This is a genomic window from Geodermatophilus sp. SYSU D01036, from assembly GCF_054050435.1.
The window spans coordinates 289,726-304,210 of sequence record NZ_JBJGZJ010000004.1; the positions used below are offsets into that span (position 1 = coordinate 289,726).

The 14,485-nt window shown below is 78.3% G+C and carries 17 protein-coding genes; 8 read left to right on the forward strand and 9 right to left on the reverse strand.

Features of this window, described 5'->3' with window-relative positions:
- Window positions 1-50 precede the first annotated feature (50 nt).
- From chrA to ACI8AR_RS07490, 4 genes are read right to left on the reverse strand one after another with little or no spacing between them, the layout of a single operon-like run.
- The gene (chrA, locus tag ACI8AR_RS07475; RefSeq protein ID WP_457050440.1) at window positions 51-1,445 is read right to left on the reverse strand and encodes a chromate efflux transporter; all 1,395 of its coding nucleotides are present in this window, start codon (window positions 1,443-1,445) and stop codon (window positions 51-53) included.
- 15 nt (window positions 1,446-1,460) lie between these two features.
- Entirely contained in the window at window positions 1,461-1,892 is a 432-nt protein-coding gene (locus tag ACI8AR_RS07480) for a chromate resistance protein ChrB domain-containing protein (RefSeq protein WP_457050441.1), read from the reverse strand.
- Window positions 1,889-2,386, reverse strand: a complete 498-nt coding sequence (locus ACI8AR_RS07485) for a Chromate resistance protein ChrB (protein ID WP_457050442.1) — start codon at window positions 2,384-2,386, stop codon at window positions 1,889-1,891. Before ACI8AR_RS07485 ends, ACI8AR_RS07480 begins: the two co-directional genes overlap by 4 nt.
- 59 nt (window positions 2,387-2,445) lie before the next feature.
- A complete protein-coding gene (locus tag ACI8AR_RS07490; protein ID WP_457050443.1) occupies window positions 2,446-3,621 on the reverse strand; it encodes a DUF222 domain-containing protein in 1,176 nt (391 codons plus the stop codon).
- A 143-nt stretch (window positions 3,622-3,764) separates the two neighbouring features.
- On the opposite strand from ACI8AR_RS07490, the gene ACI8AR_RS07495 reads away from it, so the two are divergent.
- The gene (locus ACI8AR_RS07495; RefSeq protein ID WP_457050444.1) at window positions 3,765-4,334 is read left to right on the forward strand and encodes a dihydrofolate reductase family protein; all 570 of its coding nucleotides are present in this window, start codon (window positions 3,765-3,767) and stop codon (window positions 4,332-4,334) included.
- 1 nt (window position 4,335) lies between these two features.
- Here the strand turns inward: ACI8AR_RS07495 and ACI8AR_RS07500 are convergent, their stop codons facing one another.
- Window positions 4,336-5,304: a sulfotransferase family protein gene (locus ACI8AR_RS07500; RefSeq protein ID WP_457050445.1), complete on the reverse strand. Its 969-nt coding sequence runs from the start codon at window positions 5,302-5,304 to the stop codon at window positions 4,336-4,338.
- Window positions 5,305-5,381: 77 nt separating this feature from the next.
- Here ACI8AR_RS07500 and ACI8AR_RS07505 point away from each other — a divergent pair, with 77 nt between their 5' ends.
- The 4 genes from ACI8AR_RS07505 (at window position 5,382) to ACI8AR_RS07520 (ending at window position 7,516) form a co-directional block, all read left to right on the forward strand.
- The gene (locus ACI8AR_RS07505; RefSeq protein ID WP_457050446.1) at window positions 5,382-6,293 is read left to right on the forward strand and encodes a hypothetical protein; all 912 of its coding nucleotides are present in this window, start codon (window positions 5,382-5,384) and stop codon (window positions 6,291-6,293) included.
- A gap of 78 nt (window positions 6,294-6,371) precedes the next feature.
- Window positions 6,372-6,461, forward strand: coding sequence for a putative leader peptide (locus ACI8AR_RS07510; protein WP_456934843.1), 90 nt, complete (start codon window positions 6,372-6,374; stop codon window positions 6,459-6,461).
- Window positions 6,462-6,533: 72 nt separating this feature from the next.
- The gene (locus ACI8AR_RS07515; protein WP_457050447.1) at window positions 6,534-7,109 is read left to right on the forward strand and encodes a cysteine dioxygenase; all 576 of its coding nucleotides are present in this window, start codon (window positions 6,534-6,536) and stop codon (window positions 7,107-7,109) included.
- Entirely contained in the window at window positions 7,106-7,516 is a 411-nt protein-coding gene (locus ACI8AR_RS07520) for a rhodanese-like domain-containing protein (RefSeq protein ID WP_457050448.1), read from the forward strand. Before ACI8AR_RS07515 ends, ACI8AR_RS07520 begins: the two co-directional genes overlap by 4 nt.
- 51 nt (window positions 7,517-7,567) lie before the next feature.
- Here the strand turns inward: ACI8AR_RS07520 and ACI8AR_RS07525 are convergent, their stop codons facing one another.
- From ACI8AR_RS07525 to ACI8AR_RS07535, 3 genes are read right to left on the reverse strand one after another with little or no spacing between them, the layout of a single operon-like run.
- Window positions 7,568-7,744, reverse strand: coding sequence for a hypothetical protein (locus ACI8AR_RS07525; RefSeq protein WP_457050449.1), 177 nt, complete (start codon window positions 7,742-7,744; stop codon window positions 7,568-7,570).
- On the reverse strand, window positions 7,741-8,793 hold the full coding sequence (locus tag ACI8AR_RS07530) for a glycosyltransferase (protein ID WP_457050450.1): 1,053 nt from the start codon (window positions 8,791-8,793) through the stop codon (window positions 7,741-7,743). Before ACI8AR_RS07530 ends, ACI8AR_RS07525 begins: the two co-directional genes overlap by 4 nt.
- On the reverse strand, window positions 8,790-9,848 hold the full coding sequence (locus ACI8AR_RS07535) for a glycosyltransferase family 9 protein (RefSeq protein WP_457050451.1): 1,059 nt from the start codon (window positions 9,846-9,848) through the stop codon (window positions 8,790-8,792). Before ACI8AR_RS07535 ends, ACI8AR_RS07530 begins: the two co-directional genes overlap by 4 nt.
- A gap of 133 nt (window positions 9,849-9,981) precedes the next feature.
- Between ACI8AR_RS07535 and ACI8AR_RS07540 the strand changes: the two genes are divergently transcribed.
- From ACI8AR_RS07540 to ACI8AR_RS07550, 3 genes are read left to right on the forward strand one after another with little or no spacing between them, the layout of a single operon-like run.
- Entirely contained in the window at window positions 9,982-11,235 is a 1,254-nt protein-coding gene (locus tag ACI8AR_RS07540) for a glycosyltransferase (RefSeq protein ID WP_457050452.1), read from the forward strand.
- Entirely contained in the window at window positions 11,232-13,019 is a 1,788-nt protein-coding gene (locus ACI8AR_RS07545) for a glycosyltransferase family 2 protein (RefSeq protein ID WP_457050453.1), read from the forward strand. The genes ACI8AR_RS07540 and ACI8AR_RS07545 overlap by 4 nt, the downstream gene beginning before the upstream one ends.
- 32 nt (window positions 13,020-13,051) lie before the next feature.
- Window positions 13,052-13,858, forward strand: coding sequence for a hypothetical protein (locus ACI8AR_RS07550; RefSeq protein ID WP_457050454.1), 807 nt, complete (start codon window positions 13,052-13,054; stop codon window positions 13,856-13,858).
- Here the strand turns inward: ACI8AR_RS07550 and ACI8AR_RS07555 are convergent.
- On the reverse strand, window positions 13,855-14,235 hold the full coding sequence (locus tag ACI8AR_RS07555; protein WP_457050455.1) for a hypothetical protein: 381 nt from the start codon (window positions 14,233-14,235) through the stop codon (window positions 13,855-13,857). The two genes, ACI8AR_RS07550 and ACI8AR_RS07555, sit on opposite strands and share 4 nt — an antisense overlap.
- Window positions 14,236-14,485 lie beyond the last annotated feature (250 nt).

Sequence of the window (14,485 nt, forward strand, 5' to 3'; positions counted from 1 at the left end):
CTGCACGCCGTCCCGGGCAGAGCCCCTACCCGTCCCCGGCGTGCTCACGCTCACCCGACCGGGAGGCCGGCCAGCCCGGCGACGAGGCCGAGCACGGCGCACACGCCGAGGGTGCGCAGCACCGACCAGCGGACGCGGAAGAGCAGCACCGCCGCCACGGCGGCGATCGCCAGTGGCACCCAGCGCAGCGTCGTGGGGTCGGGCAGCTCGAGGGCCAGCGGCCCGGCGTCGACCTCGGTGGTGTCGGAGAACAGCGTGTGGACGGCGAAGTAGACGCCCAGGTTCGCGATGACCCCCACGACCGCGGCGGTGATGCCGGTGAGCGCCGCCGACAGCGACCGGTTGCCGCGCAGCCGCTCCATGTAGGGCGCGCCGAGCAGCACGAACAGGAAGCTCGGCACGAAGGTCACCCAGGTGACCAGCAGCGAGGCGAGGACGGCCGCCACCCACGGGTCCAGGTCCCCGGACGCCCGGTACGCGCCGAGGAACGCGACGAACTGGACCACCATGATCAGCGGCCCGGGTGTCGTCTCGGCCAGCGCCAGCCCGCGCACCATCTCCCGCGGGGTCAGCCAGCCGTAGACCTCGACCGCCTGCTGGGCGACGTAGGCCAGGACCGCGTAGGCCCCGCCGAAGGTCACCACCGCGGCGCCGGAGAAGAACAGGCCCTGCTGGGTGAGGACGCTGCCGCCGCCGGTCAGGACGGCGACCGCCGCGACCGGCAGCCCCCAGACGAGCAGCCCGACCAGCAGCACCCGGACGGTGCGCCGCGCGCTGGGCGCCTCGTGGTGCAGGACGTCGTCGGAGACGACCGGCGGCGGCCCGGCGTCGGGCCCCTCGCCCGCCTTCCTCCGCGGCAGCGCCGACGGCCGCCACCGGCCCAGGGCCCAGCCGGCGACCCCCGCGAGGGCGACGACGACGGGGAACGGCACGCCGAACACCGCGAGCGCGAGGAACGCCACGACCGCCAGGACGACCAGGGCGCGGCTGTCGAGCGCCTTCTTCCCGACGCGGACGACCGCCTGGACGACGATCGCCAGCACCGCGGCGGCCAGGCCGGTGAAGACGGCGGTGACCGCGGTGGTGTCCCCGAAGGCGACGTAGACCGCCGAGAGCGCCAGCAGCGCGAGCACGCCGGGCAGCACGAACAGGCCGCCGGCGACCAGGCCGCCGCGGGTGCCGTGCAGCAGCCAGCCGACGTAGGTGGCCAGTTGCTGGGCCTCGGGGCCGGGCAGCAGGGTGCAGTAGTTCAGCGCGTGCAGGAACCGGCGCTGGCCGATCCACCGGCGCTCGTCGACCAGCTCGCGCTGCATGACGGCGATCTGGCCGGCCGGGCCGCCGAAGGTCTGCAGCGAGACGAGGAACCAGGCGCGCACCGCCTCGCGGAAGGACGGGTAGCCCGTGGCGGGCGCCACCGTCGGCCCGGCAGGGGTCGGGTCGGTCATCGGGGCTCCGTCGGGTCAGGCCGGCTCACGGCCGAGCAGCAGGCGGCGGCGGGTGTACTCGTAGAGGCCGTCGAACAGCGGGCCGGAGACGGCGAGGGTGCGCTCGTCGTCGCCGGTCATCGACAGGCCGCGCAGCAGGACGTCGAGGCCGGGCGCCTCGGGGGCGTCGAAGCGGCCGTCGTCCAGGTCGGCCTCGTGCACGACCTCGCCGATCCGCTCGAGCACGGGGTCGTCGAGCCCGTGGACGCGCAGGATCGTCTCGAAGGAGCAGTCGCCGCCGACGTGGCCCAGCGCGACACCGCGCATGTCGAACGGGGTGGCGTCGGGCGGGACGTCGGCGGGGTCGGCGACGAAGACGAACTCGGCGTCCGGGTCGACGAACCGGCGGATGAGCCAGGCGCAGGCGGCGCGGTCGACGTGGATCCCGGCGCGGGTCGCCCACCTCACGGCCGGACCCCCCGCCCGGCCGCGACCGGCTCGCCGGCCGCGGTCGCCAGGGCGCGCAGCGCCGCGCCGGCGGCGTCCCGCTCGGGCGGGGGGAAGAAGTCCCGCCGCCCGACGGCCCGCCACTCCCCCCGCAGCCGCCGCAGCGCGCGGGCGCGCTCGGCCGGCGGTTCCCCGACCGCCGCGGTGCACTGCGCCGCCAGCTCGCGGTACTCCTCCGCCCGGGCGGCGGCCATGCCGGCCGCCAGCTCGCGCTCCTGCGCGGCGGTCGCCGGGCGCGCGGTCCAGATGCCGGCGCTGCCACCGGCGGCCAGGACGTCGTCGGCGAGCCACTCGAGCGCCTCCCGCGTGCGGGCGTCGGCCGGCAGCGCCACCACGCCGTCGGCCAGCTGCGCGACGCCGAGCCGGCGCAGCCGCCGCCACAGCGTCGTCCGCGGACCCGAGGGCTCCCGCGGCAGGCGGTAGGACAGCAGCACCCACTCGCCGGTCGCCGTCACGGCGCTGATGCAACCACGGTTGCACCGTCCGCGTCCAGGGACCCATGACGACGCACGGGTCAGGCCGCCGGCGCGAGCAGCGGTGCCGGGGTGGCGATCTCCGATCCGTCCGGGCGCCAGGTCTGCCACCGGCCGTCGGGTTGTCGTTCGACGCGGAAGCCGTGGTGGACCTTGGTGTGGTGGCGCTCGCACAACAGGGCTGAGTTCTCCAGCGAGGTGTCGCCACCGTCGATCCAGTGGACCAGGTGGTGGACGTCGCACCACCAGGTCGGGGCGTCGCAGCCGGCGAACACGCACCCGCCGTCCCGCAGTTCCGCCGCGCGGCGGATGTGCCGGCTCATCAGCCGCTGCTCGCGGCCGAGGTCCAGCGGGGCGCCGTCGGGGCCGAACACCACCCGGGACACCGCCCCGTCGCAGGCCAGCCACCGCGCCCGCGCCGCGGAGATGGTCGCGCCGAACCCCATCCGCCCGGCGTTGGGACTTCCGGCCGGGTCGACCAGGTCCTCCACGTCGATGACGACGGCGATCTGCGGCTTGTGCCCGCGCAGCACCGGCAGGCTGCCGGCGGCGAGGGCGTTGTCGGCGACCTGCACCAAGGCGTCGCCGAGGCGCTGGGCGCGGGTGCGCTCGTCGCCGGCGGGCCGGTCGGCCTGCACGTGGGCCTCCAGTGCGGTCTGCAGCCGCTCCCCGCCCACGGCGTCCAGGTGCCCGCGGAGGGACAGGCTGCCGTCGGCGTGCCTCGACAGCGTCAGCGACCGGCCCTCGGTCGGGTCGGGCTCCGGTCCGTCGGGATCGAGGTCGGTGCAGTGGTGCTGCACCACCTGGACCAGGTCGGCGTGCGTGCGCTCGACCGCCACCCCGGTGAGGACCGCGTCGATGACGACCAGGTCCACCCCGGCGGCCGCAGCCGCGGCCAGCCGCTCGGGCGTCACCGCCCGCGCCGCGACCGCGACCTGCTCGGCCGACACCAGACCCGCCTCGTGGGCCTCGGCCAGCGCCGGCAGGTGCTCCAGCGCCCGGCCGTCGCGCACCAGCCGCGCGGCCTCCGCCGGCGAGAGCCGGCAGCGCCCGCGCAGCCACGAGGTCATCGACCTCAGCCCGTCCCGCTCGGGAGCCTGGGACAGCTCCGCGGACCGCACCGCGCGGGCCAGCCGGGCGTCGCTCCGGTTGCGCTCGGCGACCAGCGCGGCGACGTCATCGAGGACGTCCCCGCCGCTCAGTTCACCCGAACACATGATCGAAGTCTAGTGGATCCCCGAGCCTCGTGCAGGGTGAATCCCCAGGTCAGCGACTCGTCCACAGACCTCGCCGACCCCTTGCGCGGCCGCCGCCGGACACCTCCGCGATGACTCCCGCGGGGCACACCGGTCTCCCCTGCATGACCCTCGTCATCGGTGACATCACCGTCTCCCTCGACGGCTTCGTCAGCGGCTCCGGCGACGGCGTCGAGCCCCTCCACGCCTGGGCGTTGCGGAGCGACCACCCCGTCGACCGCGGCGTCCTGGAGCGGCACGCGGCCGCGAGCGGCGCCGTCGTCATGGGCCGGCGCACCTTCGACGACGTCGATCGGGGCTGGACCGACGGGATGGGGTACGGCGCCGCCGTCGACGCCCGGCCGCCGTTCTTCGTCGTCACCAGCAGCCCGCCGGACCAGCACCGGCTCGCGGCCACGCACGACTTCACGTTCGTGACCGAGGGCCCGGCGGCGGCCCTGGACCGGGCGAGGGAGGCGGCCGGCGACCGGGACGCCTTCGTCATGGGCGGCGGCGCGCTGGTCGGCTCCTGCCTGCGCGACGGGCTGCTCGACGAGCTCCGCCTGCACCTCGCCCCCGAGGTGCTCGGCGCCGGCACCCCGTTGTTCACCGGCGCCGGCCCGCGCCGGCTGGAGCAGGTGACCGTCGAGGTCTCGCCCGTGTGCACGCACCTGACCTACCGGGTGCGCCGCTGACTCAGGGCCGGCGGGAGCGGAAGTCGCCGCGGCCGGTGTCGCTGCGCCAGTCGTCGAAGGACTCGCCGGTGAGCTCCTCGAGCAGCGCGACGTCGGGCAGCAGCGGCGCCAGGACCTCGCGCCGCACCTCCACCGGCATCGGCGGCCGCGGCGCCCTCTGCGCGTGCAGCGCGGCGAGCAGCGGCCGGGACACCTGCCGCCACACCCGCGGCGGGGCGTACGCGCCGAGCGCCGCGCCGGCGCGGGCGACCCGCGCCAGCGCCCGGTAGCGGGTGGTGTCGGCGACGAAGGGCTTCACGTTCTCCGGCGCCACCGTGTGCGCCACCCCCTCCTCGACGCCGAGGAAGGCGCTCACCCGGTCCAGCGTCTCGCGCGGGGAGTCGACCAGCTGCCGGTACCGCAGCAGGAGCACCTGCTCCCGGGGCAGGACCGAGTACAGGTCGCGCAGCTGCTCGCCGTAGCGGCCGAGCCCGCGGTAGTGCCAGAACGGCGCCCAGCCGGCGGCGACCCGGGACTCCTCGCGCTCGACGGCGGTGGCGAAGTCGGCCTCGGGCTCCAGCCCGTCGGCGCGCAGGTGCACCCAGTTCGACCAGGCGCGGTCCACCGGGTCCCGCACGATCACGATGACGCGGACCCCGGGGACGTCGGCGGCCAGCCGGCGGTGCGCGGCGCGGTCGTACAGGTAGAACGGCGTGCTCTCGCCGCGGACCGTCCCGGGCGGGGCGTCGTCGAACAGCCGCAGGTAGTCCGCGCGGCGCCAGACCCACTCGCGGGCGCTGTGCGCGTCGCCCGGTCCGCGCTGGCCGCTGCGCGCGGGCGGGCCGCCGTCGGTCAGGTAGTACTTGGGCTCCTTGACCGGGGACAGGTACAGCCCCGGGTGGGTGGCCAGCGCGGCGTGCAGCGCCGTCGTCCCGGCCTTCGGTGCCCCGGCCAGCACGAACTGGGGCAGCCGGTCGGCGTCGGTGCTCATCGGTCCCCTCCGTGCCCGCGGCGGCCCGCGGTGTACACACGGGGAGGCCCGCCCCCTCCCCCGAACGGAGCCGCCGCGTGACCGCGTCCGCGCCCCGCCCGCCGGCCCCCGACCGCTTCTGGTCGGACGCCGAGGTCGTCGTCGAGCCCGAGGACCCGCGCCCGGGCTCGTGGGCCGGCGGCCCGTCGGCCCAGCTCGTCGACGGCACGTGGTGGCTGGCCTACCGGCTGCGCCGCCCGGTCGGCGAGGGCCGCGGCTTCGGCAACGTGGTGGCCCGCTCCGACGACGGCGTGCGCTTCGAGCCGGTGGTCGCGATCGGCAAGGAGCGCTTCGGCGCCGAGTCGCTGGAGCGCCCGGCGCTGGTGCACACCCCCGACGGCCGCTGGCGGCTCTACGTCAGCTGCGCGACGCCGGGCACGAAGCACTGGCGGGTCGACCTGCTCGAGGCGGACACCGTCGAGGGGCTGGCCACCGCGCGGCCGCGCACGGTGCTGCCCGGCGACGCCGCCACGGCGCCCAAGGACCCGGTGGTCCGCTGGGACGGCGACCGGTGGCACCTGTGGGCCTCGGTGCACCCGCTCGACGACCCCGGCGCCACCGACCGCATGACCACCGAGCACGCCACCAGCCCCGACGGCGCCACCTGGACCTGGCGCGGCACCGCCCTCGCCGGCACCGAGGGGAGCTGGGACGCCCGCGGCGTGCGGTTCACCGCGGTGGTGCTCGACGGCTCGCGGACCTGGGCGCTCTACGACGGCCGGGCCACCGCGGAGGAGAACTGGGAGGAGCGGACGGGGCTCGCCGAGCACGACGGCGAGCTCGGCTTCCGCGCCGCCGCGGGCGGGCCGCACCTGCAGAGCCCGCACGCGCCGCACGGGCTGCGCTACGCCGACGTCGTCGCGCTGCCCGGCGGCGGGGCGCGCTGGTTCTACGAGGCCACCCGGGCCGACGGCGCCCACGAGCTGCGCACCGTCGTCCTCCCCGCCTGACCGGTCCGGCCGCGTGCTCGACACGCGGTAATCCCTACCAGACCGATGGACTTGACATGATTTGACGGGCGGGGTCGGATGGTCGACGTGGCACCCGCCCTGACGCTCACCCGCCGGTCCGCCGTGGACCTGCTGCGGGTGGCCAGCGCGCTGTGTCCGGCCGCCTGAGCGCCCGACCGCCCCTCGCCACCCCCCGCGCCGCCCTGACCGGGTCCCGGCGTGCCCTGCTCAGGAGAACCCGTGACCCCCCTGCTGTCCCCTGCCGACGCCCCTGCCTCCTCCACCGCCCGCACCACCACCGCCCGCACCACCACCGCCCGCACCACCTCGGCCGCCGCCCTGGCCGCCGCGCTGCTCGCCGTCGCCGACGAGTGGCTGCCCCGCGTCGAGTACCGCGAGGGCAGCCGCTGGACCGGCCTGCTCCCGGCCGGCGACGCCGCCGCCCTGGTCGACCCGTCCCTGCACGCCGACCTCGCGGACGCCCAGGTGTGGCTGCTGACCTGGCTGCCCGGCCAGGGCACCCCGCTGCACGACCACGGGGGCTCGGCCGGCGCGTTCGCCGTCGTCGGCGGGGTGCTCACCGAGGACGTCGTCGGCGGGCGTCCCGGCGCCGTGCGCGAGGCGGCCACCGAGCTGTGGGCCGGCCGGGTGCGGCCGTTCGGGCCCCACCACGTGCACCGGGTGACCAACCGCGGGACAGTGCCCGCCGTGAGCGTGCACGCGTACACCCCGCGCCTGTCCCTGATGACCAGCTACCGCCTCGAGCACGGCACCCTGCTGCCCACCGGCACCGCGAAGGCGGGCGTCGACTGGTGACCGGCCGTCCGCCCGGCGCGAAGAGCGTCGACCAGCTGCTGGAGGAGGCGCGCTCGCGGATCACGCGGGCGACGCCGGAGGAGGCCGCGCGGCGGGTCGCCGACGGCGCGGTGCTCGTCGACATCCGCCCGCAGTCGCAGCGCGAGGCCGACGGCGAGGTGCCCGGGGCGCTCGTCGTCGAGCGCAACCACCTGGAGTGGCGCTTCGACCCGGAGAGCGACGCGCGGGTACCGCAGGCCACCGGCTACGACGTCGACGTCGTCGTGCTCTGCCAGGAGGGCTACACCTCCAGCCTGGCCGCGGACGCGCTGCGCTCGCTCGGCCTGGCGCGGGCCGGCGACGTGATCGGCGGTCACCGCGCGTGGGTGGCCGCCGGGCTGCCCGGCACCGGCGGGGCCGCCTCCTAGACCGGTGCGGGGACGGCGGCGCGCGACGGAGGCCGCCGCCGTCCCCGGACCTCAGGTCTTGCTCTCGCCCTGGGCGCTGGAGTGCTCGTGCCGGTCGTCGGAGTGCCGGACGGTGCGGATCTGCTTGGAGGCACCGGTGGTCGCGCCCGCCTCGCTGGGCGACGGCCCCTCCTTCCTGGCCTCGCGGGCAGCGGCGCGCTGGGCGTCGGGATCGGTCTTCTTGCTCATGGGGCGGCGGGACCCGGCCCCTCGTCCGCCACGCCGGTGAGCACGCGGAAGGTCCGTTCCGCCATGAGGTCGGCGCCGAGGTCCCGCTCCGCCCGCGCCCGGGCCCGCGCGCCGAGGTCCGCTCGCCGCGCCGGGTCGGTGAGCAGGCCGCGCAGCGCCGCGGCCAGCGCGCCGGCGTCGTCGACCGGCACGACGACGACGTCCTCCCGCAGCGCGCGCCGCACCCGGCCGACGTCGGTGCTCACGCACGGCAGCCCCTCGGCCATCGCCTCCAGCAGCACCAGCGGTCCCGCCTCCACCCGCGAGGACACCACGAACAGGTCCAGGCCGCCGAGGAAGGCGCGGTGGTCGTCCACCCAGCCCGGGAACGCGACCGGCAGGCCGTCGGCCGCGGCGCGCAGGGCGTCGCCGTCGCGGCCGGCGCCGCCGACCACCGCCTCGAACGGCACGTCGAGCCGGCGCAGCGCGGCGAGCAGGACGTCGAAGCCCTTCTGCGCGGTCAGCCGGCCGAACGCGCCGATCCGCGGCACCGCGTTGCCGGCCGGGCCGGCGGGGTCGGGCGGCACGTCGACGCCGTTGGGCACGACGTGCGCCCGCGCCGGGTCGACGCCGAGGTCGGCCACCACCTGCAGGCGGCCCTCCTCCGAGGGGCTGACCACCGCGCCCATCCGCCGGTAGAGGGCGGACAGCACGCCGCGCTCCTCCCCGCCGCGGGTGTCGCCGACCAGGTGCAGCACGCCGACGGTGGGCGCCACCTGCTGCGCGGCGGCGACCGCGGCGGCGTTGGAGGCGGGGTCGACGAGGTTGACCACCACGACGTCGGGGCGCTGTGCGGCCAGCGCGGCCCGGGTGCGCGGCGCCGCGGCGGTGTGCCGGGTCAGCGGGACGACGGTGCGCTCGACGTCGAGGTGCGCGAAGCCGTCCGCCACCGGCTCGGCGCACACCAGCGACGCCGTCCAGCCGTTGTCGGCCGCGCGGCGCAGGTGGTGCGTCAGCCACACCTCCGCCCCGCCCCAGCCACTGGAGTCCGCGACGAACGAGACCCTCACGAGGCGGCCAGCTCGAGCGCGGCACCGGCCACCGCGGACGGCGAGACGGTCAGCGCGCAGCGGAACTCGATCGGGCAGGCCAGGTGCGGGCACGGCGCGCACGCCACCGCCGGGGTCAGCGCGCGGTGCCGCGGGCCGGGGTGCGCCCACCGGACCGGGTCGCCGGGCAGGAAGACGGTGACGCTGCGGGCGCCCACGGCCGCGGCCAGGTGCGCGGAGCCGGTGTCGTTGCCGACCAGCACCGCGCTGTCGCGCAGCAGCGCGGCCAGCCCGCCGAGGCTGGTGGCGCCGGTGAGGTCGACCGCGGGGGCGCGCATCGCCGCGACCACCCGGGCGGAGATCTCCCGCTCGCCGGCCACCCCGGTGACGACGACGTCGAGCCCCTCGGCGGCCAGCGCGTCGCCGACGGCGGCGTACCGCTCGACCGGCCAGCGCCGGGTGGGCGCCGACGCCCCGGGGTGCAGGACGGCGTAGCGCCCGGGCTCCAGTCCCGCGGCGGCGAGCGTGGCGGCGTGCTCGGCCTCGTCGTCGGCGGTGAGCGGGAAGCCCATGCGGGCGTCGCCGCCGGGCGGCAGGCCCAGGTGCTCGAGCAGCGCCACGTGCCGCGCGGCCTCGTGCAGGTGCAGCGGGTAGCGCAGGTGCAGGGCCTCGGTACCCGGCGGCGGGTCCCAGCCGGTGGGCGCGAAGCCGCCGGTGAGCCGGGCCCCCAGGGCGGCGGTCACCCGGTTGGCGGCCGGCCGGTCGCCGTAGGCCTGCAGCGCCAGGTCGAACCGGCGCTCCCGCGCCGCGGCGGTGAACGCCGCCCACCCGGCGCGGTCGACCGGGCCGTCGGGCACGCCGTCCGCGCCGGGGAACGGCAGCAGCGCCACGGGGACGCCGAGGCGCTCGACCACCGGCGCCATGCGGCCGAAGGTCACCAGCGTGACCTCGACGTCGGGCCGGGCGGCGCGCAGCCGGCGCAGCGCGGGGACGGTGCACAGCAGGTCGCCCAGGCCCACCCGCAGCCGGACCAGGGCCAGGCGTCGGACGGCGGGGTCGGCGAGGGGCGCGGTCACCAGGGCCCCCTGCCCCGCCGCACCGACTGCGTAACGCAACTCCATGACGCCCAACCGACGGGTGTCGCCGCTTCGTGGTGCACTACACGCTCGCCCGCCCACCTGTTGCCCGCCGACACCGGAGGTCCCCTGCGTGTCCCGCCTCGCTGCCGCCCTGCACGTGCTGCGCCTGTGCAGCGTGTTCGAACCGCCGGCGGCCCGGCCGGCCACGGCGCCGGGCGCGCTGCCCGGCGAGCTGGACGCCCGCGCGGCGCGGTTCGACCCGATCGGCGGCATGCAGAACCACACGGCCACGCTCACCCGCTGCCTCGACGCCGCCGGCGTCACCCAGACCGTGGTGACCGCCCGGCTGGCCGGCGCGCGCGGGACGACGTCGCTGGGCCGCGGCGCCCGGGTGTCCCGCACCGGGCTGCCGGTGCCGCGACTGCGGCAGCTGTGGGCGCTGTGCGGGCTGCCGGCGGTGCTGCGCGCCGGCCGCCGGGCGCCGGTCGACGTCGTGCACGCCCACCAGGGCGAGGACCTCGCCACGCTGCCGCTGGCGCGGCTGGCCGCGCGGGTGCACCGCGCCCCGCTGGTGGTCACCGTGCACTGCAGCGTCGGGCACACGCTGACCGGCCGGGGCCCCAAGGTGCGGCTGCTGCGGGCGCTCGGCGGCTGGATCGAGCGCAGCACGTTCCGCCGCGCCGACGCCGTCGTCGTCCTCACCGGGCGGACCGCCGCGGCCCTGCGCGCGGACGGTGTGCCGGCCGGCCGGCTGTCCACCATCCCCTCCGGCTTCGACCCGGCGCTGTTCTCCGGCGGCACCCCCGACGTCTTCCCCGGGGTGGCGCGGCCGCGGATCGGCTACGTCGGCCGGCTCGCGCCGCAGAAGGACCCGGCCACGCTGGTGCGCGCGTTCGGGCGGATGCGGGAGGAGGCGTCGCTGGTCGTCGTCGGCGACGGGCCCGACCGGGCGCTGGTGCACCGGCTGGCCGCCGAGAGCCCCGCGGCCGGCCGGATCACGCTGGCCGGCTTCGTCGAGCACGCCCGCGTGCCGGCGGTGCTGGCCTCCCTCGACGTCCTCGTGCTGCCCTCGGCCTACGAGGAGATGGGCTCGGTGCTCACCGAGGCGATGGCCGCGGGCCTGCCCGTCGTCGCCAGCGACGTCGGCGGGATCCCCGAGGTGGTGCAGGACGGGCGCACCGGGCTGCTCGTGCCGCCCGGCGACGTCGGCGCGCTGGCCGCCGCGCTGGACCGGGTGGCCGGCGACGACCTGCTGCGCGCCCGGCTGGCCGCCGGCGCCCGCGCCCGCTCGGCCGCGTACGGGTGGCCGGCGCTGTCGGCGCGGGTGGCCGCCGTCTACGACCGGGTGCTGGGCGTCGACTCCGGCCTCGAGCCCGCCGCGTGACCCCGCGGGTCGCCGTCCTGGTCCCGGTGCACGACCAGGCGGCGTTCCTGCCGCGGGCGCTGGAGTCGCTGCTCGCCCAGGAGCAGACGGGGTGGGAGGCGGTGGTCGTCGACGACGGGTCCCGCGAGCCGGTCGCCGTCCCCGCCGACCCCCGGCTGCGGCTGGTGCGCACCGACGACAACCGCGGCCTGGGCGCGGCGCTCAACCGGGCGCTGGACGAGACCACCGCCCCGGTCGTCGCCTACCTGCCCGCCGACGACGTCTGGTTCCCCGCGCACCTCGGCACGCTGCTCGACGCCCTGGCCGACGACGGTGTGGTGCTGGCCCGCGCCGACCTCGACGAGCCGGCCGATCCCCCCTACGCGCAGCTGGTGCAGGTGGCCCACCGGCGCACCGTCGACCGCTGGACCGAGCGCGCGGAGCTGGAGACCGACGACCTCGACCGGCTGATGTGGTCGCGGGTGGCCGCCCGCGGGACGACGACCGGCACCGGCCGGGTCACCTGCGCGTGGACGCGGCACCCGGGCCAGCGGTCGCGGGCGATCCGCGAGTCGTCCGACGGCGGCCTCAACGTGTTCCGCAGCCGCTACCGGGTGGCCGGGCCGCTGCGCTTCGCCTCCACCGACGGCGGGGAGACCGACGAGGTCGCCCGGTACGCGCGGTTCCGGGAGCGGGCGCACCCGCCGTCGCCGGACGGGCTGCGCGTCCTGGTGGTCGGCGAGCTCGCGTTCAACCCCGAGCGGGTGCTCGCGCTGGCCGAGCGCGGGCACTCCCTCACCGGCCTGTGGACCACCGACGGCCTCGGCGACTCCACCGTCGGGCCGCTGCCGTTCGGGCACGTCCCCGACCTCGACCGCGACCGATGGCGGGACGGGGTCCGCGCGCTCGCCCCCGACGTCGTGTGGGCGCAGCTCAACTGGCGGGCGGTGCCGTTCGCGCACGCCGTGCGGCAGGCGTTCCCGGACCTGCCGTTCGTGTGGCACTTCAAGGAGGCGCCGCAGCGCAGCATCGTGCGCGGCGAGTGGCCGCTGCTGGCCGACCTGGTCTGCGGCGCCGACGCCTGCCTGTTCGCCACCGAGGAGGAGCGCGACTGGTTCGCCCTCGCGCTGTCCGGCCGGGTGGACCCCGCGCGGCTCGGCGTCCTCGACGGCGACCTGCCCAAGCGCGACTGGCTCGACGCGCCGTTCTCCCCCCGGCTCTCCGACGCCGACGGGCAGCCGCACGCCGTCCTCGCCGGGCGGCCCTCGGGGCTGGACCTGGACTGGGTGCTGGCGCTGGCCGACCGCGGCGTGCACACCCACCTGTACGGGCAGGTCCGCGCGCCGGGGGCGAGGGGCTCGTGGACCGGCTGGCTGGACGAGGCGCTGGCCCGCGCGCCGGGGTTCGTGCACGTGCACCCCGCCGTCGGGCCGGAGGACTGGGTGCGCGAGCTGTCCCGCCACGACGCCGGCTGGCTGCACCGCTTCGACTCGGCCAACGGCGGCGACCTGCGGCGGGCCGGCTGGGACGACCTCAACTCCCCCGCCCGGCTGCCGGTGTACCTGGCCGCGGGGCTGCCGCTGCTGCAGCAGGCCAACCCCGGCTCGCTGGTCTCGGTGGAGCGGGTGCTGCGCGCCGACGGGACGGGGCTGTTCTACCGCTCCGCCGACGACGTCGCCGCGGCCCTGCACGCCGAGCTCGGGACGCGGGCGGGGCACGCCGCCGCCGTGGCCGCGCGGGAGCGGCACGTCTTCGACGCGCACGCCGACCGCCTGGTGGACCTGTTCCGCTCGATCGCCCGGTAGGACCGTCGGACCCTGCTCCTACCGTCGGCGCCGTGACGGGTGAGCTGCGCTGGGCGGTCACCGACGGGCCGGACGGCACCGCGGCCGTCGAGCTGCCCCGCGACGACGACGACGCGTGGCGCCTGGAGCAGCAGGCCCGCGGCGGCTTCTGGTGCGCGCGCGAGGCCGGCGGCTGCGGCGGCCGGCTCGAGGTCGCGCACGGGCCGCGGCCCGCGTTCCGGCACGTGGGGGCCGCCGCTTGCGGGTTCGCCCGGCGCGGCGCCGCGGCCGGCCCCGCCTACGACGCGCTGCGCTACCGCCGCCCCCTGACCGCGTGGCTCGCCGGCCAGGGACACGAGGCCCGGGTGGTGCGGGCACCCGACCCGGGCGGCCACCCCGGCCTGCACCTCGTCGTCCCCGGCGCGGGCGTCCTCGAGGTCCAGCTCGCCCCGCTGGCCGACGACGCCTGGCGGGAGCGGGACGACGTCCTGCGGCGCGCGGACGGGCGGGTCACCTGGCTGCACGGTCCCGACGCCGAGGTGTCCGCGGCCGCCGAGGCGCGGGTGCGCGGCGCCGCGCTCGTGGTGCGCCGGCACGACCGCGGCCTGATGGTCGGCGTCCGGGACGCCGGCGCGGCGGTCCGCTGGGTGCGGCTGGCCGCCTGCCGGCTGACCGCCGACGGGCTCGACGTGCCCGGCCTCGCCGAGGCCCGCGCCCGGCACGCGCGGCGCACCGCCGAGCGGGAGGCGGCCGCCCGGCGGGCGGGCCGGGCCGCCCGCGGCGCGGAGCGGCCCGGCTTCGAGCAGCTGACCTTCCCCGTCCCGGAGCGGGAGGCGCCGGGCCGGGATCTGGCGGTCTAGGACGCCCCGGCGCGCGGCGGCTCCTCCGGCTCCCGGTCGGACCGGACGCGGCCCGGCAGGCGCAGCACCGGCAGGTGCAGGTGCGGCAGGTGCCGCGGCAGCGGGACGTGCGGGTGCGGCAGCCGGTCCACCAGGGCGGCCGGCAGGCGCACGTGCGGCAGGTGCAGGGAGCCGCGGCGCGGTTCCTCGGGCGGCTGCGGCCGCGCCCGGCCGAGGGCCGCCGTCCAGGCGCTGCGCGCCCGCGCCGCCTGCGCCCGCGCCGCGGCCTGTGCCGCGCGGTGGTCCCGCTCCCAGCGGGCGGTGTTGCTGCGTGCCATCGCGGTGACCAGCGCGGTCAGCACGACGAACCCGACGACGCTGACGACAGCCCAGCCCATGGCGGCCCTCCCCTGGACCGCGCCGCACAGCCCGGGAGCCCGGCGTCCGCGGCGGTGAACGCAGGATCCCGCCGCCCCGGTTCCGCGACAAGTCGGTCCGCGCGCCCCGCCGCGCGACGCGCCGACAGGACCCTCCCGGCCCCGCCGGGAGCCCCGGACCCAGGGTGGGGGGGGGGGGGGGGGGGGGGGGGGGGGGGGGGGGGGGGGGGGGGGGGGGGGGGCCGGGTTTGGGTGGGGGGCGGTGGGGGGG